26 protein-coding genes and 1 pseudogene are annotated in these 24,738 nt (G+C 75.0%); 8 read left to right on the top strand and 19 right to left on the bottom strand.

The features are described from left to right. Positions 1 to 6 precede the first annotated feature (6 nt). The 11 genes and pseudogenes from truB to rimP form a co-directional block, all read right to left on the bottom strand. Positions 7 to 927 (bottom strand): tRNA pseudouridine(55) synthase TruB, encoded by a 921-nt coding sequence (gene truB, locus BMZ50_RS22165; protein ID WP_091329594.1) that lies wholly within the window; start codon positions 925 to 927, stop codon positions 7 to 9. Beyond that, a complete protein-coding gene (locus tag BMZ50_RS22160) occupies positions 924 to 2,240 on the bottom strand; it encodes an MATE family efflux transporter (protein ID WP_091329592.1) in 1,317 nt (438 codons plus the stop codon). The genes truB and BMZ50_RS22160 overlap by 4 nt, the downstream gene beginning before the upstream one ends. Then, a complete protein-coding gene (locus BMZ50_RS22155; RefSeq protein WP_091329590.1) occupies positions 2,240 to 3,244 on the bottom strand; it encodes a DHH family phosphoesterase in 1,005 nt (334 codons plus the stop codon). The genes BMZ50_RS22160 and BMZ50_RS22155 overlap by 1 nt, the downstream gene beginning before the upstream one ends. Continuing rightward, positions 3,241 to 3,474, bottom strand: a complete 234-nt coding sequence (locus tag BMZ50_RS22150; RefSeq protein WP_091329587.1) for a hypothetical protein — start codon at positions 3,472 to 3,474, stop codon at positions 3,241 to 3,243. The genes BMZ50_RS22155 and BMZ50_RS22150 overlap by 4 nt, the downstream gene beginning before the upstream one ends. Further along, positions 3,471 to 3,977, bottom strand: coding sequence for a 30S ribosome-binding factor RbfA (gene rbfA, locus BMZ50_RS22145; protein WP_091329585.1), 507 nt, complete (start codon positions 3,975 to 3,977; stop codon positions 3,471 to 3,473). The genes BMZ50_RS22150 and rbfA overlap by 4 nt, the downstream gene beginning before the upstream one ends. A 108-nt stretch (positions 3,978 to 4,085) precedes the next feature. Next, positions 4,086 to 4,382: a DUF503 domain-containing protein gene (locus tag BMZ50_RS22140; protein WP_091329583.1), complete on the bottom strand. Its 297-nt coding sequence runs from the start codon at positions 4,380 to 4,382 to the stop codon at positions 4,086 to 4,088. 95 nt (positions 4,383 to 4,477) lie between these two features. Further along, positions 4,478 to 6,310, bottom strand: a complete 1,833-nt coding sequence (gene infB / locus BMZ50_RS24895) for a translation initiation factor IF-2 (protein ID WP_245753808.1) — start codon at positions 6,308 to 6,310, stop codon at positions 4,478 to 4,480. A gap of 975 nt (positions 6,311 to 7,285) precedes the next feature. Beyond that, a pseudogene (locus BMZ50_RS25120) lies at positions 7,286 to 7,429 on the bottom strand (translation initiation factor IF-2 N-terminal domain-containing protein); the annotation flags it as partial. An 86-nt stretch (positions 7,430 to 7,515) separates the two neighbouring features. After that, positions 7,516 to 7,878, bottom strand: coding sequence for a YlxR family protein (locus BMZ50_RS22130; protein ID WP_218146386.1), 363 nt, complete (start codon positions 7,876 to 7,878; stop codon positions 7,516 to 7,518). A gap of 41 nt (positions 7,879 to 7,919) precedes the next feature. Continuing rightward, positions 7,920 to 9,065 carry a transcription termination factor NusA gene (gene nusA / locus BMZ50_RS22125; protein WP_091329576.1) on the bottom strand — a complete coding sequence of 382 codons (1,146 nt, stop codon included), beginning with the start codon at positions 9,063 to 9,065 and terminating at the stop codon, positions 7,920 to 7,922. Then, positions 9,062 to 9,649, bottom strand: a complete 588-nt coding sequence (rimP, locus tag BMZ50_RS22120) for a ribosome maturation factor RimP (RefSeq protein WP_091329574.1) — start codon at positions 9,647 to 9,649, stop codon at positions 9,062 to 9,064. Before rimP ends, nusA begins: the two co-directional genes overlap by 4 nt. A gap of 220 nt (positions 9,650 to 9,869) precedes the next feature. Between rimP and BMZ50_RS22115 the strand changes: the two genes are divergently transcribed. Together BMZ50_RS22115 and BMZ50_RS22110 are read left to right on the top strand one after the other, a co-directional pair. Next, positions 9,870 to 10,352, top strand: a complete 483-nt coding sequence (locus BMZ50_RS22115) for a hypothetical protein (protein WP_091329615.1) — start codon at positions 9,870 to 9,872, stop codon at positions 10,350 to 10,352. A gap of 27 nt (positions 10,353 to 10,379) precedes the next feature. Continuing rightward, complete coding sequence (locus tag BMZ50_RS22110; RefSeq protein WP_091329572.1) at positions 10,380 to 10,823, top strand: ferritin-like domain-containing protein; 444 nt, start codon at positions 10,380 to 10,382, stop codon at positions 10,821 to 10,823. Positions 10,824 to 10,887: 64 nt separating this feature from the next. Here BMZ50_RS22110 and BMZ50_RS22105 read toward each other — a convergent pair whose 3' ends face one another. The 5 genes from BMZ50_RS22105 to dxr form a co-directional block, all read right to left on the bottom strand. After that, positions 10,888 to 12,783 carry a penicillin-binding transpeptidase domain-containing protein gene (locus tag BMZ50_RS22105; RefSeq protein WP_091329570.1) on the bottom strand — a complete coding sequence of 632 codons (1,896 nt, stop codon included), beginning with the start codon at positions 12,781 to 12,783 and terminating at the stop codon, positions 10,888 to 10,890. A gap of 66 nt (positions 12,784 to 12,849) precedes the next feature. Continuing rightward, entirely contained in the window at positions 12,850 to 13,701 is an 852-nt protein-coding gene (locus BMZ50_RS22100; RefSeq protein WP_091329569.1) for a GNAT family N-acetyltransferase, read from the bottom strand. Positions 13,702 to 13,708: 7 nt separating this feature from the next. Continuing rightward, the gene (gene ispG / locus BMZ50_RS22095) at positions 13,709 to 14,869 is read right to left on the bottom strand and encodes a flavodoxin-dependent (E)-4-hydroxy-3-methylbut-2-enyl-diphosphate synthase (protein WP_091329567.1); all 1,161 of its coding nucleotides are present in this window, start codon (positions 14,867 to 14,869) and stop codon (positions 13,709 to 13,711) included. A 65-nt stretch (positions 14,870 to 14,934) separates the two neighbouring features. Beyond that, a complete protein-coding gene (locus BMZ50_RS22090) occupies positions 14,935 to 16,272 on the bottom strand; it encodes a M50 family metallopeptidase (RefSeq protein WP_281245457.1) in 1,338 nt (445 codons plus the stop codon). A gap of 31 nt (positions 16,273 to 16,303) precedes the next feature. Further along, positions 16,304 to 17,500, bottom strand: a complete 1,197-nt coding sequence (dxr, locus tag BMZ50_RS22085; protein ID WP_091329565.1) for a 1-deoxy-D-xylulose-5-phosphate reductoisomerase — start codon at positions 17,498 to 17,500, stop codon at positions 16,304 to 16,306. Between the two features lie 163 nt (positions 17,501 to 17,663). Between dxr and BMZ50_RS22080 the strand changes: the two genes are divergently transcribed. Beyond that, positions 17,664 to 17,990, top strand: a complete 327-nt coding sequence (locus tag BMZ50_RS22080; protein ID WP_091329562.1) for a DUF2631 domain-containing protein — start codon at positions 17,664 to 17,666, stop codon at positions 17,988 to 17,990. A 59-nt stretch (positions 17,991 to 18,049) separates the two neighbouring features. On the opposite strand, the gene BMZ50_RS22075 is transcribed toward BMZ50_RS22080, so the two are convergent. Together BMZ50_RS22075 and rlmN are read right to left on the bottom strand one after the other, a co-directional pair. Beyond that, the gene (locus BMZ50_RS22075; RefSeq protein ID WP_091329561.1) at positions 18,050 to 18,766 is read right to left on the bottom strand and encodes a VIT1/CCC1 transporter family protein; all 717 of its coding nucleotides are present in this window, start codon (positions 18,764 to 18,766) and stop codon (positions 18,050 to 18,052) included. Then, entirely contained in the window at positions 18,763 to 19,992 is a 1,230-nt protein-coding gene (gene rlmN / locus BMZ50_RS22070; RefSeq protein ID WP_091329559.1) for a dual-specificity RNA methyltransferase RlmN, read from the bottom strand. Before rlmN ends, BMZ50_RS22075 begins: the two co-directional genes overlap by 4 nt. Before the next feature lie 81 nt (positions 19,993 to 20,073). Between rlmN and BMZ50_RS22065 the strand changes: the two genes are divergently transcribed. Next, positions 20,074 to 20,841, top strand: coding sequence for a polyphosphate kinase 2 family protein (locus BMZ50_RS22065; RefSeq protein WP_091329557.1), 768 nt, complete (start codon positions 20,074 to 20,076; stop codon positions 20,839 to 20,841). Between the two features lie 29 nt (positions 20,842 to 20,870). Continuing rightward, positions 20,871 to 21,731, top strand: a complete 861-nt coding sequence (locus tag BMZ50_RS22060) for an alpha/beta fold hydrolase (RefSeq protein WP_091329555.1) — start codon at positions 20,871 to 20,873, stop codon at positions 21,729 to 21,731. Here BMZ50_RS22060 and BMZ50_RS22055 read toward each other — a convergent pair. After that, on the bottom strand, positions 21,728 to 22,054 hold the full coding sequence (locus tag BMZ50_RS22055; RefSeq protein WP_245753804.1) for a TrmH family RNA methyltransferase: 327 nt from the start codon (positions 22,052 to 22,054) through the stop codon (positions 21,728 to 21,730). The genes BMZ50_RS22060 and BMZ50_RS22055 overlap by 4 nt on opposite strands. On the opposite strand from BMZ50_RS22055, the gene BMZ50_RS22050 reads away from it, so the two are divergent. From BMZ50_RS22050 to BMZ50_RS22040, 3 genes are all read left to right on the top strand, one after another. Beyond that, a complete protein-coding gene (locus tag BMZ50_RS22050) occupies positions 22,031 to 22,741 on the top strand; it encodes a TrmH family RNA methyltransferase (RefSeq protein ID WP_245753803.1) in 711 nt (236 codons plus the stop codon). The two genes, BMZ50_RS22055 and BMZ50_RS22050, sit on opposite strands and share 24 nt — an antisense overlap. Positions 22,742 to 22,765: 24 nt before the next feature. Beyond that, on the top strand, positions 22,766 to 23,041 hold the full coding sequence (locus BMZ50_RS22045) for a hypothetical protein (RefSeq protein WP_091329551.1): 276 nt from the start codon (positions 22,766 to 22,768) through the stop codon (positions 23,039 to 23,041). Between the two features lie 149 nt (positions 23,042 to 23,190). Further along, positions 23,191 to 24,729: an ATP-binding cassette domain-containing protein gene (locus BMZ50_RS22040; RefSeq protein ID WP_091329549.1), complete on the top strand. Its 1,539-nt coding sequence runs from the start codon at positions 23,191 to 23,193 to the stop codon at positions 24,727 to 24,729. Positions 24,730 to 24,738 lie beyond the last annotated feature (9 nt).

The raw sequence follows: 24,738 nt of genomic DNA, 5'->3' as shown, positions 1-24,738 counted from the left end.
ACGCGATCAGGCGGGCGGGAAGCCCACGTTGACGCGGGCGGTGCGCCCGGCGTCCTCCACCAGGGCGACCAGCCGGCCCTCGCCGTCCACCGCCGCGTGCAGCCCGGCGGTGCCGGTGGCCGCGATCCGCTGCCCGTAGGACAGCGCCACAGCCTCCTCCGGGGTGAGGAGGCGCTCCGGGAAGACGGCGCGGGCGCCCTCGGTCAGCGGCAGGAACCCTGGTCCCCCCTCTCCGGTCAGCGCGGCCGCCGCCTCCTCGACCGGGGCCGCGTGGCCGACGGAGAACGGGCCGGAGACGGTGCGGCGCAGGGCGGTGAGGTGGCCGCCGACACCGAGGGCGGCGCCGGCGTCGCGGGCGATCGCGCGGATGTAGGTGCCGGCGCTGCAGGCGACGGTCACGTCGACGTCGACCAGGTGGGGGGTGGGCCGGGTGATGCGGTGGACGTCGAGCCGGTGGACGGTGACCGACCGCGGCTCGAGCACCACCTCCTCGCCGGCGCGCACCCGGTCGTAGGAGCGACGCCCGCCGACCTTGACCGCGCTCACCGAGGAGGGCACCTGCTGCAGCGGGCCGGTCTGCTCGGTGAGGGCCGCGGCGATCGCGGCGTCGTCGAGGTGCGCGGTGGAGGCCGTGGCGAGCACCTCGCCCTCGCGGTCGTCGGTCACCGTCGCCTGGCCCAGGCGGAGGGTGGCCTCGTAGGTCTTGTCGTGCCCGCCGACGTGGCCCAGCAGCCGGGTGGCGGTGCCGACGCCGAGGACCAGCAGCCCGGTGGCCATCGGGTCGAGGGTGCCGGCGTGCCCGACCCGGCGGACCGACAGGGCCCGCCGGGCCCGCGCGACGACGTCGTGCGAGGTCATCCCGCCCGGCTTGTCGACCAGCAGGAGACCCGGGGGGACGTCGGCGTCGGGACGGCGGCGCGCGTTCATGCCGTCACCGTCTCAGGTGCCCTCAGCCAGCGGTCGCCCGCCACCCGGACGAGGACGGCGACCAGCCGCAGCGCGATGAAGAGCGCCAGCCCGGTCCACACGCCGGCGAGCCCCCAGCCCAGCGGCACCGCCAGCAGGGAGAGGGGCAGGAAGCCGAGGAGGGCCGAGCCGATGGTGATCGTGCGCAGGTAGCCGACGTCACCGGCCCCCATGAGCACGCCGTCGAGGGCGAACACCACCCCGGCCAGCGGCTGGACAGCAGCGAGGAACCACCAGACGACGTCGGCCTGCGCCAGCACCGCGGGGTCGTCGGTGAACAGCGGCGGCAGCACCGGGCGCAGCGCGAGCAGCAGCACGGCCACGAGTGAGCCGGTGGCCAGCCCCCACAGCGTGACCCGGCGGGCGGTGACGCGGGCGTCGTCGGGCCGGCCGGCGCCGAGCGCCTGCCCGACCATCGTCTGCGCCGCGATCGCGTAGGCGTCGAGCACCAGCGCCAGGAAGAAGAACAGCTGGATGCCGATCTGGTGGGCGCCGAGCTCGGCGGTGCCGGCGCGGGCCGCGACGCCGGTCGCGACGAGGAAGGCGATCTGGAGCACGGCCGCCCGCACGAGCAGGTCGCGGCCGATGACCAGCTGGGCGCGCAGCGCCGCGGGCCGCGGCCGCCACGGCAGGCCCTCGCGGCCGAGGGCACGGACGAACAGGGCGGCCGACAGGGCCTGCCCGGCCACGTTGGCCACCGCCGAGCCGGCCAGGCCCAGGCCGGCCGGGTACACGAGCAGGGGGCACAGGAGGAGGCTCAGCAGGCTGCCGGCGAGCACGTAGCGCATGGGCCGGCGCAGCTCCTGCACCCCGCGCAGCCAACCGTTGCCGGCCAGCGAGACCAGCAGCAGGGGCGCCCCGAAGGAGGCGATGCGCAGCCACGTCTCCCCCGCCTCGGCGACCGGTCCTGCCCCGCCGGCGAGCAGCCGGGTCAGGGGGCCGGCCAGCAGCTGGAAGACGGCGAGGACGACGAGACCGAGCGCGAGGGCCAGCCAGGTGGCCTGGACCCCCTCGGCGACCGCGCCGGCCCGGTCACCGGCCCCGGCCCGGCGCGCGGCACGGACAGTGGTGCCGTAGGCGAGGAAGTTGAGCAGGGCGGCGGCCCAGGCCAGCAGCCCACCGCCGACGGCGAGCCCGCCGAGCGCGACCGTGCCCAGGTTGCCGACGACCGCGGTGTCGACCAGCAGGTAGAGCGGCTCGGCGGCCAGCACCACCAGCGCCGGCGCGGCGAGCGCGAGCACCCCGGGGGCCTGTCCGGGGGTACTCGGCGACATCACCCGTCGAGGTGTGCGCGGATGGCGGCCACCGTCGCCTCGCGATCGGCGGTCGAGGTGAACCCGGCCGCGGCGCGGTGACCACCACCGCCCAGGGCCATCGCCACCCGCGCGACGTCGGTCGCCCCTCGCGAGCGCAGCGACACCGACCAGGAGCCGTCGTCCCGGCCCTTGAGCACGCAGGCGACGTCGGCCTCCTGGGTGGAGCGGACGACGTCGACCAGCGCCTCGAGCTGCTCGCCGGGAAGGCCGTGCTCGGCGGCCTCGGCGGTGCTGGACCAGGTCCACACCAGACCGGCGCCGATGTCGGGCTCGAGCACCGCCCGCCCGGCGGCCACGGAGAGCAGGCCGAGCCAGCCGAAGGGCGCGGTGTCGAACAGCCGCTGGCTGATCGCCGCGTGGTCGATGCCGGTGGCGAGCAGCCGGGCGGCGAGGTCGTGGGTGTCCGGCCGGGTGTTGCCGAACCGGAAGGAGCCGGTGTCGGCAGCCAGGCCGGCGTACAGGCAGGTGGCCAGCCGGCGGTCGAGGCCGACACCCAGGCCGTCGAGCAGGTCCGCCACCAGAGCCACCGTCGCCGGAGCGCCCGGGTCGACGACCCGCACGGTGCCGAAGCCGGGGTTGCTCGCGTGGTGGTCGACGACGACGGAGATGCCGGCGCGGTCCAGCAGCGGGGCCAGCTCCCCCAGCCGGCCCGGCGAGGCCGCGTCCAGGCTGACGAAGACGTCGGGCGAGGCCGGCACCGTGGCCGAGGGCACCAGCCCCTCGGCGCCGGGCAGCCAGCCCAGCGACGCCGGGAGCACGAACGGGTCGGGGAAGGTTGCCAGCACCCGCGCGCCGCGCCGGCGCAGCCCCTCGGCGAGGGCCAGCGTGCTGCCCAGGGCGTCGGCGTCGGGCTGGACGTGCCCGGACAGGACCACGGTGGCCCGCGCGTCGGCGGCCTCGGCCAGCACGGCGGCGGCAGAGGCGGAGCCGCGGTCGGTGTCTCGCGGGAGGGAGATCGTCATGCGTCCGGCCCCGGGTCGGCGACCGGTGGGGCGTCCGCCTCCTCGGTCACCCGGCCGCCGCCGACCGGGTAGCCCGCCCCGGCGTCGTCCGGCTCGTCGGAGGTGATGCTGGGCGCCGCACCGAGCTGGCCCCGCCGCCCGCCCTCGGTCGGGTCGCCGGCCGCGGGCTCCGGTCGGCCGCCCAGCTCCGGGCGCTCCGGGTCGAACGGATCGGGGTCCACTTCACTCACGAGGCACTCCTGCTCCCGGCGGGCGCGTCGGCACGGTCATCGGCGGTCCCGGCCTCCGTCGTGCCCTCGTCCTCGTCGCCCTCCTCGGCCGGACGGCGGTAGGGATCGGCCTCGCCGGCGTAGGTGGCCCCCTCGCGGATGCGGGCGAGCTCGGCGTCGGCGTGCCGCACCCGCTCGAGCGCCTCGTCGAGCTCGCGGGCGGTGTCGGGAACGTGGTCGGCGACGAAGGTCAGCGTCGGGACGAACTTGATCCCGGTCTGCTTGCCGACGGTCGAGCGCAGCACGCCGGTGGCGCTGGCCAGCGCCTTGGCCGATTCCTCGACCTGGGTGGCGTCCCCGTAGACGGTGTAGAACACCGTCGCCTCACGCAGGTCACCGGTCACGCGAGCGTCGGTGACGGTCACCATGCCCAGGCGCGGGTCCTTGATCTGGGACTCGATCGCGGCAGAGACGATCTGGCGGATGCGGACCGCCAGCTTGCGAGCGCGGGCCGGGTCGGCCATCGCAGACCTCCTGGGGTCAGGGCGTCGGGCGACGCCGGGTGGACAACGGGGATGGCCCCGTCCCGGGTCCCGCCCCGATCCTGCGAGGGGTGGGGACGACGGGGCCCTTCAACAGTCGGTGTCGGAGAACAGCTGACGGTGCGTCGACAGCAGCGTCACCTCCGGCCGCTCGGCCAGCAACCGCTCGCACGCGTCGAGCACGTCGGTGACCTGGGTGGGGTCGGCCGCCACCGTGGCGACGGCGACCTGCGCGCGCCGGTGCAGGTCCTGGTCACCCACCTCGGCCGCGGCCACGGCGTAGCGCCGTCGTAGCTCGGCCACGATCGGCCGGACGACGGCGCGCTTGCCCTTGAGCGAGTGGACGTCGCCCAGCAGCAGGTCAGCGGTCAGCGACCCGGTGAACACCGGATCACCACCCCCCGACCTGCTGCTGAACCGGCGCCTCGCTGCAGGGTCCCACCGCGAGCCTGCCAGCGGTGGGACCCTGCAGCAGGGTCCTCCTAGTCGCGCGGCTTCTCGCGCATCTCGAAGGTCTCGATCACGTCCTCGACCTTGATGTCGTTGAACGACCCGAGACCGATACCGCACTCGTAGCCCTCGCGGACCTCGGTGACGTCGTCCTTGAAGCGGCGCAGCGATTCGACGGTCAGGTTGTCGGCCACCACGGCGCCGTCGCGGATCAGGCGGGCCTTGGAGTTCCGGTTGATCGTGCCGCCACGGACGATGGAGCCCGCCACGTTGCCGATCTTCGGCACCCGGAAGACCTCGCGGACCTCCGCGGTACCGAGCTGGACCTCCTCGTACTCGGGCTTGAGCATGCCCTTGAGCGCGGCCTCGATCTCCTCGATGGCCTGGTAGATGACCGTGTAGTACCGGACGTCGACACCCTCGCGGTTGGCCAGCTCGGTGGCCTGGCCCTCCGCCCGGACGTTGAAGCCCAGCACGATGACGTCGTCGGCCAGCGCCAGGTCGATGTCGCTCTTGGAGATGCCGCCGACGCCGCGGTGGATGACCCGCAGCGAGATGTCGTCGCTCACCTCGATCTTCATCAGCGCCTCTTCGAGCGCCTCGACGGTGCCCGAGTTGTCGCCCTTGATGATCAGGTTGAGCTGACGGTTCTCCTTGAGCGCCGCGTCGAGGTCCTCCAGGCTGATCCGCTTGCGCATCGAGGCGTTCTGCGCGTTGCGGATGCGGGCCTGGCGGCGGTCGGCGATCTGCCGGGCGACGCGGTCCTCCTCGACGACGAGGAAGGTGTCACCGGCGCGGGGCACCGAGGTGAGCCCGACGACCTGCACCGGGCGGGCCGGCAGGGCCTCCCTGAGCTTGTTGCCGTGCTCGTCGAGCAGCGACCGGACGCGCCCGTAGGCGTCGCCGGCCACGATCGAGTCGCCCTGGCGCAGCGTGCCGCGCTGGACCAGCACCGTGGCGACGGGGCCCCGGCCCTTGTCCAGCTTGCCCTCGATGACCACACCCTGCGGGTCCTGCTCGGTGTTGGCACGCAGGTCCAGCGAGGCGTCGGCGGTCAGCAGGATCGCCGCCAGCAGGTCCTCGATGCCCTGGCGGGTGGTCGCGGAGACGTCGACGAACATCGTGTCGCCGCCGTACTCCTCGGCCACCAGCCCGTACTCGGTGAGCTGCTGGCGGATCTTGGCGGGGTTCGCCCCCTCCTTGTCGATCTTGTTGACCGCGACCACGATCGGCACCTCGGCCGCCTGGGCGTGGTTGAGCGCCTCGACCGTCTGCGGCATGACGCCGTCGTCGGCCGCCACGACCAGCACGACGATGTCGGTCACCTTCGCGCCGCGGGCACGCATCGCGGTGAACGACTCGTGACCCGGGGTGTCGATGAAGGTGATCGGCCGCTCCTCGCCCTCCAGCTCGCTGACGATCTGGTAGGCGCCGATGTGCTGGGTGATGCCGCCGGCCTCCCGCGCCACCACGTTGGTGTTGCGGATCGCGTCCAGCAGCTTGGTCTTCCCGTGGTCGACGTGACCCATGACGGTCACCACCGGCGGACGGGCCTCCCAGTCCTCCTCGTCACCCTCGTCACCGAAGGTGAGGTCGAAGGTCTCGAGCAGCTCGCGGTCCTCGTCCTCGGGGCTGACCACCTGGATGACCCAGCCGATCTCGGCGCCGAGCAGCTGCAGCGTCTCGTCGTTGACCGACTGGGTCGCGGTGACCATCTCGCCCAGGTGGAACAGAGCGGTGACCAGCGCAGCCGGCTGAGCGCCGATCTTCTCGGCGAGGTCGGTCAGGGACGCACCGCGCGGCAGGCGAACGGTCTGCCCGTTGCCACGCGGCAGGCTGACGCCGCCCATGCTGGGCGCCGCCATCTGGTCGAACTCCTGGCGCCGCTGCTTCTTGCTCTTGCGCCCGCGGACCGGGCCACGCCCGCCGGGACGACCGAAGGCACCGGCGGTACCCGCACCGGAGCCACCACGGCCCCGGCCGCGGCCACCGCCGCCACCACGGAAACCACCGCCGGCGGGGGCACCGCCACCGCCACCGCCGCCGCCGCCACCGGGACGGAAGCCACCGCCACCGCCACCGCCACCGGGGCCACCGGGACGGCCACGGCCGCCACCGGGCGCACCGGGACGGCCGGCACCGGCCGGCCGCGGCGGCATCATGCCGGGGCTCGGGCGCTGCGGCATCATGCCCGGGTTCGGGCGCGGGCCACCGGGCCCGGCCGCCGGGCGCGGACCGCCCGCACCGGGACCCGGACGGGGACCGCCGGGCCCGGCCGCCGGGCGCGGACCGCCCGCACCGGCACCCGGACGGGGACCGCCGGGGCCGGGACGCGCACCGGACGCGGGGCCGGGACGCGGCGCGCCACCGGCCGGAGCCGGACGAGGAGCGCTGCTGAAGGGGTTGTTGCCCGGACGCGGAGCCGGGCGGGGACCCGGACGCGGACCGGCACCGGGGCGGGAGGCACCCGTGGCGGACCCTCCGGCGGCGGCCGGACGGGGTGCAGCCGGACCCGGACGCGGACCGCTCGGGGCCGCGGGCGGCTGCTGGGCCGGCGGGGCGGCGCTGGCCGCGGGGGCCTCCGGCGCCGGGGCGGCCGGACGCGGGCCGGGGGTCGGGGCACCCGGACGGGGCGCACCCGGGCGCGGGCCCGGGGTCGCACCCGGAGCGCGGGTCACCGCGGGCTGCGGGGCCGGGGCAGCCGGCGCCGGGGCGGCCGGCGCCGGGGCGGCCGGCGCCGGGGCGGCCGGCGCCTGCGGAGCAGGTGCTGCGGGACGGGGGCCGGGGCGCGGCGCGGCGGAACCGCCGTTGCCGGCACCGGTGGGCCCACCGAGGGCCTCACGCAGCCGCCGGGCCACCGGGGCCTCGACGGTGGAGGACGCGGACTTCACGAACTCGCCCTGCTCCTTGAGCTTGGCGAGCACGGTCTTGCTGTCGACACCGAACTCCTTGGCGAGTTCGTGTACACGGGCTTTGCCTGGCACGGGTCTCCTCTTGGTGAGGCCGGCGGCTGGCCCGCGCGACCTCGTCGTTAGTGGTGCATGGTCATCGTGGGGACTTCACGGCTGACTCATCCGACGACGTCCTGCTCTCGACGTGCGGACCGGCCTGGTGCCGATCCGACTGTGTGGTTGCGATCTGTCGTTCGATCACGGTCGCCCGCCTCGGGCCCCGCACTCGCCGGCGCCGGGGACGGCGCACCGAGAACGTGGGCCCGGAGCGGACCGGCCTCCACCGGGGCGCTGCCACCCCCGGGGAGGCGCAGTGCCCGGACGAAAGCCCGGCGTCGCTCCGCTGCGCGCAGGCACTCCGGTGTCGGGTGCAGGGACGCACCCCGACCGGGGAGCCGTCGCCGCGGATCAGGGACGAGAGCCCCGGACCTGGCAACGACACGCAGCAGATCGGTGACCGGAGCGCGCTTCCGGCAGCCCACGCAGGTGCGTACCGGGATCGACGTTTCGGCCACCCTGCACTCTAGCGCGCTGCGGGGCCTCGATGTTCCGCACTCCGGTCACGGCCCCCCCGACCGGGTCGCGGCCCCCCGCCCGGAGCGCCCGGACGGCCGCCGGGACCGCCCGTGCGGGCCACCGGCGCGCCCGAGCGCAGCGGCGCCCGGCCGACCCCCGGGGAGGGCACGGCGTCGTCGGGCTGGGCGTCGCTGCGGATGTCGATCCGGCACCCGGTGAGGCGGGCGGCGAGGCGGGCGTTCTGCCCCTCCTTGCCGATCGCCAGCGAGAGCTGGTAGTCGGGCACCACGACGCGGACCGCCTTGGCCTGCGGGTCGACCAGCCGGGCAGTGCTCACCCGGGCCGGGCTCAGCGCGGAGGCCACGAAGGCGGCCGGGTCGTCGGACCAGTCGACGATGTCGATCTTCTCGCCGTGCAGCTCGCTCATCACGTTGCGGACCCGCTGCCCCATCGGGCCGATGCAGGCGCCCTTGGCGTTGAGGCCCGGAACCCTCGAGCGGACGGCGATCTTCGACCGGTGCCCGGCCTCGCGGGCCACGGCGACGATCTCCACGCTGCCGTCGGCGATCTCGGGGACCTCGAGGGCGAACAGCTTGCGCACCAGGTTCGGGTGGGTGCGCGAGACGGTCACCTGCGGGCCGCGGAAGGTGCGGGCGACCGAGACCACGTAGGCCTTGAGCCGGCTGCCGTGCGCGTAGGTCTCCCCCGGCACCTGCTCGGCGGGGGGCAGCACCGCCTCCACCTTGCCGATGTCGATGAGCACCGTGCCCTGCACGTTGCGACGATCGTGCGCCTGCACGATGCCGCTGACGATGTCGCCCTCCTTGCCGGCGTACTCGCCGAAGGTCTGCTCGTGCTCGGCGTCGCGCAGCCGCTGCACGATGACCTGCTTGGCGGTGCTGGCGGCGATCCGGCCGAAGTCGCCCGGGGTGTCGTCCCACTCGCGGACGACCTCGCCGTCCGGGCCCAGCTCCTGGGCCAGCACCGCGACCTCGCCGGTGCGGCGGTCGACGTGGACCCGCACGTGCTTGGCGGCGCCGTCGGCGTGCCGGTAGGCCGTCACCAGCGCCGACTCGATGGCCTCGATGACCGTGTCGGCCGGGATGCCCTTCTCCCGCTCGACCGCCTTGAGGGCGGTCACGTCGATGTTCACTGTCCTTCTCCGTCGTCCTCGTCGTCCTCGTCGTCCGCGGGGTCCGCCTGCGTGTCCGTCCCGGGGCCGGGCCGGCCGAACTCCACCTGCACCCGGCCGGACCCCAGCTCCTGCCAGGGCACCTGCCGCTGGGTGGGCGGGCGCTTCTTCGCCCCGGGCTTGCCCGTCGCCTCCACCGCCAGCGTGACCCCGTCGTCGTCGACCGTGGTCACCCGCGCGATCACCTGCTCGACCCCGTCCGCGGGACCGATGCCGACCGCCACCAGCCGGCCGGTGTTGCGCCGCCAGTGCCGGGGCTCGGTCAGCGGCCGGTCGACCCCCGGGCTGGTCACCTCCAGCACGTAGGGAGCCGCGCCGAAGTCCCCGTCGTTCGCGTCGAGGGCGGCGGACACCGCGTGGCTGACCTCGGCGATGTCGTCGAGCGTGACCCCGGAGTCGCGGTCGACCACGACCCGCACGACGCTGCGCCGGCCGGCCGGGGTCACCACCAGCTCCTCGAGGTCGTACCCGGCGGCCTCGACCACCGGTGCGATCCACTCGGCCAGCCGAGTGGCGACGGCGTCGGCGCGGGAAGCGGCGGACACGGGCTTCCTCCCTCTCCTGGCTCGGTCGGAGCACGTGGGCGGGCGGTGTCCTGCCCGGTGTCGTGCCCCCCGCGGGCGCCGGCATGCGGCGTCGCGCCCGGTACCGGGCGGAAAGGTCAGGCTACCGCCCACCGACCGCGCCCGAGACCCGGCGGCCTGGCCGCCCCGCCCCGCCGTGTGCTCCCGGCCCTCCCCGCGCCGGGCTGAGAGAATGGCGGCGATGCTGCCCTCCTCCGCCCCCGCCCCGAGGGGTCTCTCCCGGCGCGCCCTCCTGGTGGCCTCGGCGGGGCTCGCGCTCGCCGCGGCCGGCTGCACCGCGGGCTCCGGCACGGAGCAGCGGGGAGGGCCCGAGCAGGCCGACCGGCTCGCCGCGCAGGTGGCCGTGCAGGAGGGGCTGGTGGCCGCCTACGCGGCGGCCGCGGCCGCCGACGCCGCCCTCGGGAGGCAGGTGGCCGCGCTGGCCGAGCAGGCCGGCAGCCAGCTCGACCGGCTGCGCGCCGCGGCGCCGGCCACCTCCGCCTCCTCCTCGCCCGCCGCGGACGGGCCGCCGGCGGGCGCCGACGTCCGCGGCTGGCTGCGCGCGCAGGTCGCCGCGGCCGCGAGCGCGCACGCCGGGGTGTGCGTGGACCAGAGCGGGGCCCGCGCGGCGCTGCTGGGCTCGATCGCCGCGGGGCTGCGCGGGCAGGAAGCGGCGCTGGCATGAGCCCCGCCCCGTGGAGAGGAGCCGCACGTGACTGAGGACGGCGCCCGGACGGAGACCGACGCGCTGCGCGGGGTGCTCGCCGCCGAGCACGCGGCCGTGTGGGGCTACGGGGTGGTGGGCGCGGCCCTGCCACCGGAGCGACGAGCCGAGGCGGTCACGGCGGAGAACGCGCACCGCGACGTCCGCGACCGGCTGGCGGCGCTGCTGGAGGAGCGGGGGGCCGACCCCGTCCTGCCGGAGGCCGGCTACGCGCTGCCCTTCCCCGTCCTCTCCCCCGTGGACGCCGCGACGCTGGCGGTCGTGCTGGAGGACGGCGTCGCCGCGGCCTGGGTGCATGCGCTCGACCGGGCCACCGGGCCCGGCGTCCGGCAGCCGGCCGTGGAGGAGCTCAGTGCCGCCGAGGTGCGCGCCGTGCGCTGGCGGGCCGCCGCCGGGCGGTCCCCGGTCACCGAGGCCTTCCCCGGCCTGTAGAAGGACCCCGCCCTCCCCACCCTTCGCAAGCTCAGGACGGGGCCGTTCGCGCCGGGTGGGGTCCCTACCCCAGGTTGCCGAGGAAGGCGTCGGTGACCCCGACCGCCGCGCTGCTGGACTGCCCGCCCTCCACCAGGACGGCGAAGGCCAGGTCGCCCTGCGGGCCGGCGAGCTGGTAGCCCATGAACCAGCCGTGCGCGTCCGGCGGCGTGTTGCTGCCGTACTCCGCCGTCCCGGTCTTGCCGTAGACCTCACCGCGGTCGGCCAGGGCGGAGGCGGTCCCGGACAGCACCACCTGCCGCATCATCGGGCGCAGCGCCTCGAGCACCGCCGGGTCGGGGCCGGCCGGGATCGCGCCGGCCGGCTCGGCACCGACGACCTCCACCGGCACCACCGCGGTGCCCCCGGCCACACCGGCCGCGACGAGGGCCAGCTGGGCGGGGCTCATCAGCACCCGGCCCTGGCCGATGGCGTCGGCCGCCTTCGTCGTCCCGGTGCTGTCCGCGGGCACGCTGCCGCTGAAGACGTCGACGGGCAGCTGCCAGTCGGTGCCCACCCCGTAGGAGGCGGCCGCGGCGGCGAGCGCGCCGTCGGGCAGACCCAGCGCCTGCTGCATGAAGGTCGTGTTGCACGACCGGGCGAAGGCCTCGGTGAACGGCACCGTGCCGAGGTCGAACTGGTTCTGGTTCTCGAACTCGCGGCCGTCCACGACCGTCGTGCCCGGGCAGGGCACCGGCGTCTGCGGGGTGAGCGCGCCGGTGCTCAGCAGCGCCGTGGCGGTGATCGTCTTCATGCTCGACCCCGGCGGGTACTGGCCGCCCAGCGCATCGCCCGCGGCGGCCGCCTCGTTGGAGGAGACCGCGAGGATCTCCCCGGTACCGGGCCGGACGACAACCAGGTGGGTGGGCAGGGGCTGCCCGGCGACGGCGGCGTCGGCGGCGGTCTGGACGGCGGGCACCAGAGGTGTCTGCACCGGCTGGCCGGGCACCGGGGCGACGGCGTCGATCTCCCGGCCGGCGTCGCCGGTGCCGTCGTCGGTGCTGACCACGGTCACGGTGAAGCCGGGGGTGCCGGTGAGCTGCTCCTGGAGGGCTCGCTGCAGCCCGGAGAGACCCAGCTGGTCGCCGGCGGCGTAGACCGGCGCGCCCTCCTCGCCGGACTCCTCCACCACCTCGGCGGTGGCCGGCCCGACCCGGCCGAGCAGCGCCGAGGCGAAGCGGGCGGAGGGGGCGAGCAGCCGGGTGTCGGTCGGGAAGACCGCGCCGGGCAGGTCGAAGACCTGCGCCCGGATCGCCTCGAAGTCCGGTCGCCGCAGCGTGATCACAGGGACGAACTGGGCCGCCGGAGCGGCCTGGACGTCGGCGGCGATCTCCTCGGCGGCGATCCCGGTGGCCGCCGACAGCGCCGCGGCCAGCGCGGGCAGGTCGGTCACCTGAGCCGGGTCGACGCCGACGTTGACGACTTCGGTGGGGGTGAACAGCGGCGCCCCGGCGGCGTCGGTGATCGGTGCCCGCTCGGGCAGGGCCCGCTCGACCAGCAGGTGCTGCCCCTCGCCGAGCTCCGGGTGCACCAGGGTCGGCTCGGCGACGACGTCCCAGCCCTCGTCGGCCTCGCGCAGGCGCAGGGTGGCCGGGTAGCTCCACTCGGGCGCGGCGGCGAGGTCCCAGGTCGCGGTCCAGGTGACCGTGGCGGTGCCGTCCTCGACGGCGACGTCCCCCACCTCGGCGGCGAGGGTGGCGCCGGGGAGGTCCGCGGCGGCCTGCTCCAGCAGCGCGCCGGCCGTCTCCGGGTCGGTGGTGGCGCCGGCGGCGGCATCGGCGTCCCCGGCCGCCCAGTCCTCGAGGAACGCCTCAGCGGCCTCCCGGACGTCGCCCTCCGCGTCGCCGGAGCAGGCGGCCAGCGCCGGCGCGGCGAGCAGCAGGAGCGTGGTTCCCAGGACCGTCCCCCGACGTGTGCGCACGGGGAGACAGCGTTCCAGACGCCACCGACGGCACCGGGCAGCCGCTCCGGCCCGCTGGGGACGGGCTCAGAACAGGATGCTGGCGAAGGTCCCGACCTGCTCGAAGCCGACCCGGGCGTAGGCCGCCCGGGCGGGGGTGTTGAAGTCGTTGACGTAGAGGCTCACCACCGGGGCGATGGTGGTGCGCGCGTACTCCACCACCGCGGCGGTACCGGCGGTGCCGACGCCGCGGCCGCGGTGACCGGGGGCCACCCACACCCCCTGGATCTGGCAGACGCCGCGCGAGACCGCGCCGATCTCGGCCTTGAACAGCACCTCGCCGCGCTCGATCCAGGCCAGCGACTGGCCGGCGCGGACGAGCTCGGAGACCCGCGCCCGGTAGCCGGCACCGCCGTCGACCCGCAGCGGGCTGACGCCGACCTCCTCGGTGAACATGGCCACCGCCGCCGGCAGGAGGATCTCCAGCTCCGCGGGGCGGACCGGGCGGACCTGCGGCTCCGGCGCCACCGCCGGCGGGCCCTCGATGGCCAGCAGCGGCTGGCACGGGCGGCAGTCCCGGCACGCCCCCCAGGCGGGCGCGAGCAGCTCCCACAGCGGGGCGACGGCGGCAGCGGGCCCGACGATCGTCGAGCACCGCCGGCCGGCCCGCCGCGCGCGCTCGGCGAAGGCGACGGCCGCGGCCCGTTCCGCGCCGGGCAGGGCGAACGGGATGAGGTTGGCCCCCGCCAGGCAGACCGCCTCGAGCGACCGACCGGCGCCGAACCCCCACAGCGGTGCGCCGAGGGCGGACGCCGCCGTGCCGACGGCCTCCACCCGGCCGGCGAGGACGCACGCGGCGACCGGGTCGGTGGCCAGCAGGCGGCGGACGGCGGGCTCGTCCTCCTCGTCGAGCACCCGGGCCGTCGGCGTACGGAGCACGGACGCGTCAGCCGACGGTGACGACGGGCGGGCCGGAGGGGGTGCCGGCGTCGGTCTGCTCGGCGGCGAGGCGCATGGCCTCCTCGATCAGGGTCTCGACGATCTGCGACTCCGGCACGGTCTTCACGACCTCGCCCCTGACGAAGATCTGCCCCTTGCCGTTGCCCGACGCCACGCCGAGGTCGGCCTCGCGTGCTTCGCCCGGGCCGTTGACGACGCAGCCCATGACCGCCACGCGCAGCGGCACCTCGAGCCCGTCGAGGCCGGCGGTGACCTCGTCGGCGAGCGTGTAGACGTCGACCTGCGCCCGGCCGCAGGACGGGCAGCTGACGATCTCCAGGCCGCGCTGGCGGAGGTTCAGCGACTCCAGGATCTGGGTGCCGACCTTCACCTCCTCCACCGGTGGGGCGGACAGCGAGACGCGGATGGTGTCGCCGATGCCCTGGGAGAGCAGCGCGCCGAAGGCGACGGCGGACTTGATCGTGCCCTGGAACGCCGGCCCGGCCTCGGTGACGCCCAGGTGCAGCGGGTAGTCGCACTGCGCGGCCAGCAGCTCGTAGGCGCGAACCATGACCACCGGGTCGTTGTGCTTGACCGAGATCTTGATGTCGCGGAAGTCGTGCTCCTCGAACAGCGAGCACTCCCACAGCGCCGACTCGACCAGCGCCTCGGGGGTGGCCTTGCCGTACTTGGCCAGCAGTCGCTTGTCCAGCGACCCGGCGTTGACGCCGATCCGGATCGGGATGCCGGCATCCTTGGCGGCCTTGGCGATCTCGCCGACCCGGTCGTCGAACTTCTTGATGTTGCCCGGGTTCACGCGGACGGCGGCGCAGCCGGCGTCGATCGCGGCGAAGACGTAGCGCGGCTGGAAGTGGATGTCGGCGATGACCGGGATCTGAGACTTCTTGGCGATCGCCGGCAGCGCCTCGGCGTCGTCGGTGTCGGGGACGGCGACCCGCACGATCTGGCAGCCGGCGGCGGTGAGCTCGGCGATCTGTTGCAGCGTGGCGTTGATGTCGGCGGTCTTGGTCGTCGTCATCGACTGCACGCTGACGGGGAAATCGCTGCCGACGCCGACGCCACCGACGTCGAGCTGCCGGGTCCGCCGGCGGGGGGCCAGGACGGGCGGGGGCGCAGCGGGCATGCCGAGACTGACGGGGGTCGCCATGACACCCAGTATCGCCCGCGCTGCACGGCGGTGCTGATGGCGCCGCTGTGACGCCCGCCCGGGCGCTACTGCAGCGTGATCGGGTTGACGACGTCGGCGATCAGCAGCAGCGCCGAGAGCCCGATGAACAGCCCGGCGACCACGTAGGCGACCGGCATCAGCCGGGCGATGTCGAAGGGGCCCGGGTCCGGGCGACCGCGCACCCGGGCGACGGTCGACCGCGCCTTCTCGTAGAGCGCCCCCGCCACGTGCCCGCCGTCGAGGGGGTAGATCGGCAGCAGGTTGAACAGGAACAGCACCAGGTTGACGCTGGCCAGCAGGCTGAGGAAGAAGCTGACCTTCTCCGCGCCGGAGAACTCCTGGATGGCGAAGACCTCGCCGGAGATCCGGCCGACGCCGACGACCCCGATCGGCCCGTTCGCGTCCCGCTCCTCGCCGAGGAACGCGGCCCTGAACAGCTGGGGGATCTTCTGCGGGATCTCCACCAGCCGCTCGACGGAGTTCGCGACGACCGTGCCGAAGTAGCCGGGCAGGGCGGCCACCGACTGCCGGGCCAGCTCGGGCGACGGCGCCACCCCGAGGTAGCCGGCGGTGGTCGTCTCGTCGCTGCCGGCCTCGACGTAGACGGTGTTGGCGATCGGGGTGACGGTGAGGTCGCGCTGCTCGCCGTCGCGCTCGACGGTCAGCTGCAGCGGCCGGCCCGGGCTGGTGCGGATCGCCTCCTGCACCGCCGTCCAGCTGTCGTAGGCGGTCCGGTCGATCGCCTGCCCCTCGATGGCCACGATGGTGTCGCCCGGCCGGAGCCCGGCCTCCGCGGCCGGGCTGCGCTGCGGCAGCGCGCAGCCGGGCGCCCCGGCCTCGCAGAGCTCGCCGGCGGCGGTGATCGGCACGGAGCACGGGTCCGCGGCGCTCGCGCTGGCCGCTCCCGCGGGCAGCACGCAGGCGGGCACCTCGCGGACCGTCGTGGTGAACACGCTGGTGCCGACGGCGGTCAGGGTGACCGCGAAGAACAGGACGGCGAGCACCAGGTTGTGGAAGGGGCCGGCGAACATCACGACGACCCGCTGCCACCAGGGCTTCCTGTAGAAGACGCGGTCGCCGTCGGTCGGGAGGACGTCGTTGAGCGCCTGCCCGCGGACCTCGGCGATGAAGCTGCGCATCCGGGTGGCGCGCGCGCTCTCGCCCTCCTCCGCCGGGGGGATCATCCCGACGATGCGGATGTAGCCACCGAGCGGGACGGCCTTGATCCCGTACTCGGTCTCCCCCTTGGTGCGCGACCAGATGGTCGGGCCGAACCCGACCATGAACTGGGGTACCCGCATACCGAACTTCCGGGCCCACCAGAAGTGGCCGGCCTCGTGGAAGGCGATGGAGAAGAGCAGACCGACGGCGAAGGCGACGATCCCGAGGACCGTCAGCAGGATCCCGCTCAGCTCAGCCTCCGGCGATGACTCCCCGGGCGTGCTCCCGGGCCCACTTCTCCGCCGCCAGCACGTCTTCGACGCAGGTGGGGGCGCCGAGGTCCGGCGCGTCGTCGAGGGTACGCGCGACGAGGTCGACGATGCCCCGGAACGACAGCCGACCCGCGGCGAACGCGGCGACCGCCTCCTCGTTGGCCGCGTTGTACAGCGCCGGCACGACCCCGCCGGCCTCCCCCGCCCGCCGGGCGAGCCGGACGGCGGGGAACGCCTCCTCGTCGAGGGGCAGGAACTCCCAGGTGCTCGCCTGCGACCAGTCCAGCGCCGGCTGCACGTCCGGCAGCCGGTCGGGCCAGGCCAGCGCCAGCGCGATCGGCAGCCGCATGTCGGGCGGGCTGGCCTGGGCGATGGTCGCGCCGTCGGCGAAGGTGACCATCGAGTGCACGATCGACTGCGGGTGCACCACGACGTCGATGTCGGCATAGGGGACGCCGAAGAGCAGGTGCGCCTCGATCAGCTCGAGGCCCTTGTTGACCAGCGTGGCCGAGTTGATCGTGACGACGGGCCCCATGTCCCAGGTGGGGTGGGCCAGAGCCTGCTCCACGGTGACGCCGTCGAGCTCCGCCGCCGTCCGCCCCCGGAACGGGCCGCCGCTGGCGGTCAGCACCAGTCTCGCGACCTCGCCGCGGGCGCCGCCGCGCAGGCACTGCGCCAGAGCCGAGTGCTCGGAGTCCACCGGCACGAGCTGTCCGGGCGCGGCCGCGGCGGTGACCAGTGCGCCGCCGGCGACCAGCGACTCCTTGTTGGCCAGGGCGACGGTGCGCCCGGCGGTGAGCGCGGCGAGGGTCGACCCCAGCCCGATCGACCCGGTGATGCCGTTGAGGACGACGTCGGCGGGGCGGGCGGCGAGCTCCTCGGCGGCCCGCGGCCCGGCGAGGATCTCCGGCAGGACGTACTCGCCCCGCGACCAGCCGCGCTTGGAGGCGGCGGCGTAGAAGGCCAGCTGCAGGTCCTGGGCGGCGGTGGCCCGCGCGACCGCGACGGTGCGCACCCCCAGGGACAGCGCCTGCTCAGCCAGCAGGCCGATGTCGCCGCCGCCGGCGGCCAGGCCGGTGATGCGCAGCCGCTCGGGGTTCTGCTCGGCCACCGCGATCGCCTGCCGGCCGATGGAGCCGGTCGAGCCCAGCACGGTCACCTCGCGCAGATCGGCCACGCCCCCATCCTTCCCGACGCGGGGCCGCGCCCGGCACGCCGTACCGACCCTCGCGCGGTGCTCCGCCCGGGGCTCCTGCCAGAATGCGGGGCGAGCGCGCGAGCGCGCCGCAGGACGCGGCGGCGCCGCGAGCACGGTCGACGAACGCCGGCGAGGAGAGAGCGTGAGCGAGCAGACCCACCGCGAGCGGATCGCGACGGACCATCCCGCCACCGAGCGGGTCAACCAGCCCGGGCGTGAGGAGGCCGTCCTCCGCGCCGACGCCCACCCGGTCGAGCACGAGCAGCCCGAGGACTGGGGCTGGCACGGCGAGACCGGGAAGTGGGGCCGCATCGGCGCGGTCATCGCGATCCTGTTCACGCTGTCGTTCCTGGTCGGCAACCACGAGGGCAACATCGAGAACTACTGGATCATCGGCATCGTCGCCGGCATGGTCCTGATCATGCTGCTGGACTGGCGCCGTCGCCGGAACGCCTGGCGCAGCAAGTAGCCGGTACGCCGTGAGGCCCGCACCCCGGGCGGGGTTGCGGGCCTCACGGCGTACCGGGCTCAGGCGACCGTGTCGCCGATCGCCAACCCGATCGCGTAGGTGATACCGGCGGCAGCCGCGCCGAAGAGCAGCTGGCGCAGCGCCGCGAACCACCACGGCCGCGGGGTGAACCGTGAGGACAGCGCCCCCGCCACGGCCAGGCCCAGCCCGCCGCAGGCCAGCGCCGCCCACAGCACCGAGACCCCGAACAGGTAGGGCAGCAGCGGCACGACCGCGCCGGCCGAGAAGGTCAGGAACGAGGACACCGCCGCCGTCCACGGCGAGGGCTTGTCCGCGGGGTTGAGCCCCAGCTCGGCGACGACGTGCAGCCGCAGCGCCGTGTCGGGATCGCGGTGCAGCTGGGTGGCCACGCGCCGGGCCAGGTCGTCGTCCACACCCCGCTCGCGCAGCACCTGCGCGAACTCGGCCAGCTCCCCGTGCGGGTTGCGCTCGAGCTCGCGGCGCTCCTTCTCGACCTCCAGGTCCAGCTGCTCGTTCTGCGTCCTGACCGACGTGTACTCCCCCAGCGCCATGGAGATCGCGCCGGCCGCCAGGCTGGCCACTCCCGCGAGCACGATCTCGCGCGGCGCCGCGCCGCCTCCTCCCACGCCGGCCACCAGTGCGGTGTTGGTGACCAGTCCGTCCATCGCCCCGAAGGTCGCGGCGCGCAGCCAGCCCCCGGAGACGTCGGCGTGGCTGTGCCCGTGGGCCTCGGCCTCCGGCACCCCTCCGCTCATGCGTCGCTCTCCGCCCCCAGCTCGACGGGTGGCTCGACCGACGGGGTGGGCACCGCCACGCTGGGCACGCCCAGAAGGACCCCGTCCTCCTCACCCCTCGCACGCTCGGGGTGAGCCTCGGGACGTGGCCTCTGGTCGGCCGCGGCGAGCTGGCCGCAGGCACCGTCGATGTCCTGCCCGCGGGTGTCGCGGACCGTCGTCGGCACCCCGGCCGCGCGCAGCCGGGCGACGAACTCGCGCTGCGCCGGCAGCGGGCTGGCGTCCCAGGGACTGCCCGGCGTCGGGTTGAGCGGGATGAGGTTGACGTGGGCGAGCTTGCCCGCGAGCAGCTTCCCGAGCAGGTCCGCCCGGAACGGCTGGTCGTTCACGTCGCGGATGAGCGCGTACTCGACCGAGTAACGGCGGCCGGTCCGGGCGGCGTAGGCATCGGCCGCGGCGACGACCTCGCCGACCTTCCAGCGGTTGTTGATCGGCACCAGGGTGTCGCGCAGCTCGTCGTCCGGGGCGTGCAGGCTGACCGCGAGGGTGACGTTGCGGCCCTCCTCCGTCAGCCGGCGGATCGCCGGCACCAGGCCGACCGTCGAGACGGTGACCGAGCGCTGCGAGAGACCCAGCCCGTGCGGTGCCGGGGTGAGCAGCGCGTCCAGGGTCTTGCGCACGCGGGCGTAGTTGGCCAGCGGCTCCCCCATGCCCATGAAGACGACGTTGGACAGCCGGCCGGGCCCGCCCGGGATCTCGCCGTTCGCCATCGCCGCGGCGGCGGCGACCGCCTGACCGATGATCTCCGCCGCCGAGAGGTTGCGGGTCAGCCCCTGCTGGCCGGTGGCGCAGAACGGGCATGCCATGCCGCAGCCGGCCTGGCTGGAGATGCACACGGTGGCCCGGCCGGGGTAGCGCATGAGCACGCTCTCGACCAGCGCGCCGTCGTGCAGCCGCCACAGCGTCTTGCGGGTGCGCCCGCCGTCGGCGCTCTGGTGCCGCACCGGGGTGAGCAGGCCGGGCAGCAGCGCCTCGGTGAGCGCCTCGCGGGCGTCGGCCGGGAGGTCGGTCATCTGCGCGGGGTCGGTGACGCCGCGATAGAAGTGCCGCGCGAGCTGGTCGGCCCGGAAGGCCGGCTGCCCGAGGTCGGCGACCGCCGCGCGGGCCTCCTCGCGGGTGAGGTCGGCGAGGTGGCGCGGCGGCGTCCCGCGGCGGGGCGCGTCGAAGACGAGAGGGAGGGCAGACATGGCGCCCTCCATCGTCCCACTCCCCCGCTGCCCGCGGACGAATGCGCGGCGAAGGTCACCCGCCGGTGCCAGGCTGCCCCCATGAGCCGGCTGGACGACGTCGACCTCTCCCTGCGCCTCGGCAAGAAGGAGGGCAAGGCGCTGCTCGAGGAGGCGCAGGAGCGGTTGGTGCACCTGCGGCTGCTGCTCGGCGGGCAGATCGGGTCCGGTGATCTCGGCCCGCCGCTGCTCGTGCTGTTCGAGGGCTGGGACGCCTCGGGCAAGGGCGGGGCGATCAAGCGCCTGATCTCCGAGCTCGACCCCCGGCACGTGAAGGTCGTCCAGTTCGCCGCTCCGAGCTCGCGGGAGAAGCGGCACCACTTCCTGTGGCGGTTCTGGCCCGCGCTGCCCGGCCGCGGCGGCATGACCGTGCTCGACCGCACCTGGTACGGCCGGGTGCTCGTGGAGCGGGTCGAGGGTCTGGCCCCCGAGGAGGCGTGGCGGCGCGCGTACCGCGAGATCGTCGACCTGGAGACGTCGCTGGCCGCGGAGGGCACGATCATCGTCAAGTTCTGGCTGCACGTCTCGCCCGAGGAACAGCTGCGCAGGTTCGAGCGCCGCCGCGACAACCCCTACAAGGCGTGGAAGCTCACCGACGAGGACTGGCGCAACCGGAAGCGCCGCGGCGAGTACGAGGCGGCGGTCGAAGAGATGCTGGAGCGCACCGACACCCCGGCCGCCCCGTGGCACGTGGTCGCCGGCGACGACAAGCGGTGGGCACGCGTGGCCGTCGTGCGCACGGTGTGCGACGCGATCGAGAAGGCCCTCGCCGACCACGGCGTCGACGCCGACCCCGCGCTCGACCGATGAGTTCCGCGCAGCCGGGCGGTCGGACCGGCATGACCGACACGCGGACCCTCGAGGCGCCGGGCGCCACCCTGACCTACGACGTCCACGGTCCGCTGCCGGCAGCGGACGGGCAGCCGCCGCTGGTGATGGTGGGCCAGCCGATGGACGCCAGCGGCTTCGGCACCCTGGCCTCCCTGTTCCCCGACCGCACCGTCGTCACGTACGACCCGCGCGGCCTGGGCCGCAGCGTGCGCAGCGACGGGCGGACCGACCACGACCCCGAGCAGCAGGCCGAGGACCTGCACGGCGTCATCACCGCTCTCGGCGCCGGCCCCGTGGACGTGTTCGCCAGCAGTGGCGGCGCGGTGACCGCCCTGGCCCTGGTCGCCGCCCACCCGGGCGACGTGCGCACGCTCGTCGCTCACGAGCCTCCCTTGCTGGCCATGCTGCCGGACGCCGAACAGGCCTTCGCCGCGGAACGCGAGATCCAGGCGGCGTACCGGAAGCAGGGCTTCGGGGCCGGGATGGCCGGGTTCATGGCGCTGACGTCGTGGCAGGGCGCGTTCACCGACGCCTTCGCGATCCCCGAACCCGCGCAGTTCGGCCTGCCGACCGAGGACGACGGAGCGCGCGACAACCCGCTGCTGTCCGGCGCCTCGAACGCCGTCACCGCCTACCGTCCCGACATCGAGGCGCTGACCGCGGCGCCGACCCGGGTGGTCATCGCGGCCGGGACCGAGTCACGGGGCACCCTCACCTGGCGCACCTCCGTCGCGGTCGCCGAGGCCCTGGGGCAGGAGGTCACCGTCTTCCCCAGTCACCATGGCGGGTTCCTCGGTGGCGAGCACGGCTACGCCGGCGAACCGGAGGCGTTCGCGACGACGTTGCGCGAGGTCCTGACCGCGCGCTAGGCCGGCGCGCCCGGGGCGGCGTGCTGGCGGATCCAGGCATGCATCGCGATCCCGGCGGCGACGCCGGCGTTGATCGACCGGGTCGAACCGAACTGCGCGATGGAGACCGACAGGTCGGCGCCGGCGAGCGCCTCGGGGGTGAGCCCCGGGCCTTCCTGGCCGAACAGCAGCATGCAGCGCTGCGGCAGGTGCACCGTCTCGAGCGGCACCGAGCCGGGGTGGTTGTCGACGGCGACCACCGGCAGGTCTTCTGCCGCGGCAAAGGCGAGCAGCTCACCGACGTCGGGGTGATGCCGCAGGTGCTGGTACCGGTCGGTGACCATGGCGAAAGGCTCGTTTCGGGGCAACTGAGCCCGTCTGGCATCGTCGCGGGCATGGAGGTAGCAGGCCCCACGGAGTGGGGCGGATCGCTCGGGGTCGGCCCCTGGGAGGGGTCCTGGCCGGAGGATCCGCGCTACGACCCCGAGCTGCTGGCGCACGGTGACCGGCGCAACGTCGTCGACCGCTACCGGTACTGGACCGTCGAGGCGATCGTCGCCGACCTCGACACGCGCCGACACCCCTTTCACGTGGCCATCGAGAACTGGCAGCACGATCTCAACATCGGGACCGTGGTCCGGACGGCGAACGCCTTCCTGGCCGCCGAGGTGCACATCGTCGGCCGCCGCAGATGGAACAGGCGCGGAGCGATGATCACAGACAAGTACCAGCACCTGCGGCATCACTCTGACGTGCCCGCACTAGCCGCCCACGCTGCCCAGGAGGGCCTCGCACTCGTGGCGGTGGACAACGGGCCCGGCTCGGTTCCGATCGAGGCCACGGAACTGCCAGAGCGCTGCGTCTTGCTGTTCGGACAGGAGGGCCCTGGCCTGACTCCGGAGGCGCACGCAGCGGCGGCGGTCACCGTGTCCATCGCGCAGTTCGGCTCGACCAGGTCGATCAACGCGGGGGTGGCGGCCGGAATCGCCATGCACACCTGGATCCGCCAGCACAGCGCCCTGGAGGTCTGAGTAGGGCAGCTCGACGGCGTGACAGTGGATCTGGAGCCAGCGTTCTTCGAGTGCGTCGGGCGCGTGGTTGTGGCCGCCGCCAAGCTCGACTTCATGCTGGCGGCCATGGTGTGCATGGTCAGGCCGGTCCCAGAGGACCTCTACGCCATCGCATCATTCCGCCGTCCGGGCGGCCTGGTGTGCCTGGTCAACGTCTCCGGGGCCGACGTCCCGCTGCCCGAGAGCGAGGTGCTGCTGGCCGGTGTCGACGTGTCCGGCGGCGCCGTCCCGTCGGACACGGCGGTGTGGTTGCGGGCCTGAGGGAGAACCCCCTCGGCCGCCCTCGTTCGGGAGGCACCGACCTCGTGCACGGGTAGCATCGGACCCGTGACGAAGCGTCGCGGAGGACGCTCGGCACGACGATCGACCGACCCCGTGGCCGGGGACCATGCCGGGGAGGCCGCCCGCCCATGACGTTGCTGCAGGTCGAGGGGCTGACCAAGTCCTTCGGGGGCAGGCGGGTTCTGCGGGACGTCTGCTTCAGCATCGCCGAGGGCGAGATCGTCGGGCTCGTCGGCACGAACGGTGCAGGCAAGTCGACCCTCGGCGACATCGTCGCCGGGATCACCGCGGCCGACTCCGGGATGATGACGCTGCAGGGCTCCCCCTACGCCCCGCTGTCGGCGCAAGACGCGCGCCACGTCGGCGTCGGGGTCGTCGAGCAGCTGGTCCGGATCGACCCCGAGCTCACCGTCGCCGAGGCTGTGTTCCGTGGCACACCGCAGGCCGGGCGCCCGCAGGCGGAGCTGCGCAGGCAGGCACAGGTCCTGCTCACCGAGGTCTCCCTCGACGCGGACCCGGACGCCCTGATCGGGGAGCTGCCGCACTTCGTGCACCCCCTCGTGGAGACCGCCCGCGTGCTGGCCGAGGACACCCGGCTGGTCGTGCTCGACGAGGTGTCGGCGGTACTGCTGCCCTCGGAGGTCACCCGGCTGCACGCCGTCGCCGGCCGGCTGAGCCGGCAGGGGCGTGGGGTGCTCTACATCAGCCACCGGCTGCCCGAGATGCTCGAGGTGGTCGACCGCGTGCTGGTGCTGCGGGAGGGCCGGATCGCCCTCGACTGCCCGAGCGCGTCCCTGGACCCGGTCCGGCTGGCCGCGGAGACCGTGGGCGGACCCGTGTCGTTGCCGGTGCGCCGGGATCCGTCGGCCCCGCCGCCGTCGTCTCCGGCGGACGACGTCCGGGTTCCGGCACCGGCGCGGCCGGCGCCGTCCGACGAGGTGGCTCTGCTGGTCCGCAACCTGCGGGTCCCCGGCCGGGTCGAGGGCGTCGACCTGACACTGCGCCAGGGCGAGGTGGTCGGGCTGACCGGGGACCGCACCTCCGGCGTCCGCGAGATCGCCGGGGCGCTCACCGGCGAGCTGCCGGCGCTCAGCGACCAGGCGGTGCTGCACGGGGAGCCGCGCTCACTGGACCCCTCCGCGGACGCCGCCGCCCTGCGGCTGCCCGTGTACCGGCCTGACGCCGACGCCTACGGGGTCGACCCCGGCGAGACGATCGCCCGCACCCTCACCCAGGAGGCCTGGGGCACGCTCACCGACCTCCGCAAGGAGATCGCCACGCTGCGCGGCGTGATCAACACCGTCCACCGGCTCGACGTCAAGACGATGAGCATCCGCACCACCTTCGGCGCCCTGTCCGGCGGGGACCAGCACAAGCTGGCGCTGGCCCGGTGGATGGCCTCGGCCCGGGACGTCGTCGTGCTGCACGAGCCCACCCGCGGCCTCGACGTCCGGGCCCGCCAGCAGGTGCGGCAACTGCTCGACGAGGCGACCGCGCACGGGACCTCGGTCGTTGTGGTGTCGGTGGACCCCGACGAGCTGGCCGACTTCTGCGACCGCGTCGGCATCGTGGCCGGCGGCCGCGTCGCCCGCTGGATCGACACCGGCGAGCTCGCCGTCGACTCCGTGCGGGAGCGGATCGTCGAGGCCGCCACCGCAGCCGCCTGAGGCACTCGG

Source organism: Geodermatophilus ruber, from assembly GCF_900114385.1.
Lineage (GTDB): Bacteria > Actinomycetota > Actinomycetes > Mycobacteriales > Geodermatophilaceae > Geodermatophilus > Geodermatophilus ruber.
Note: the sequence above shows the minus strand (reverse complement) of the source record. Positions and strands in the feature narration are given on the sequence as shown.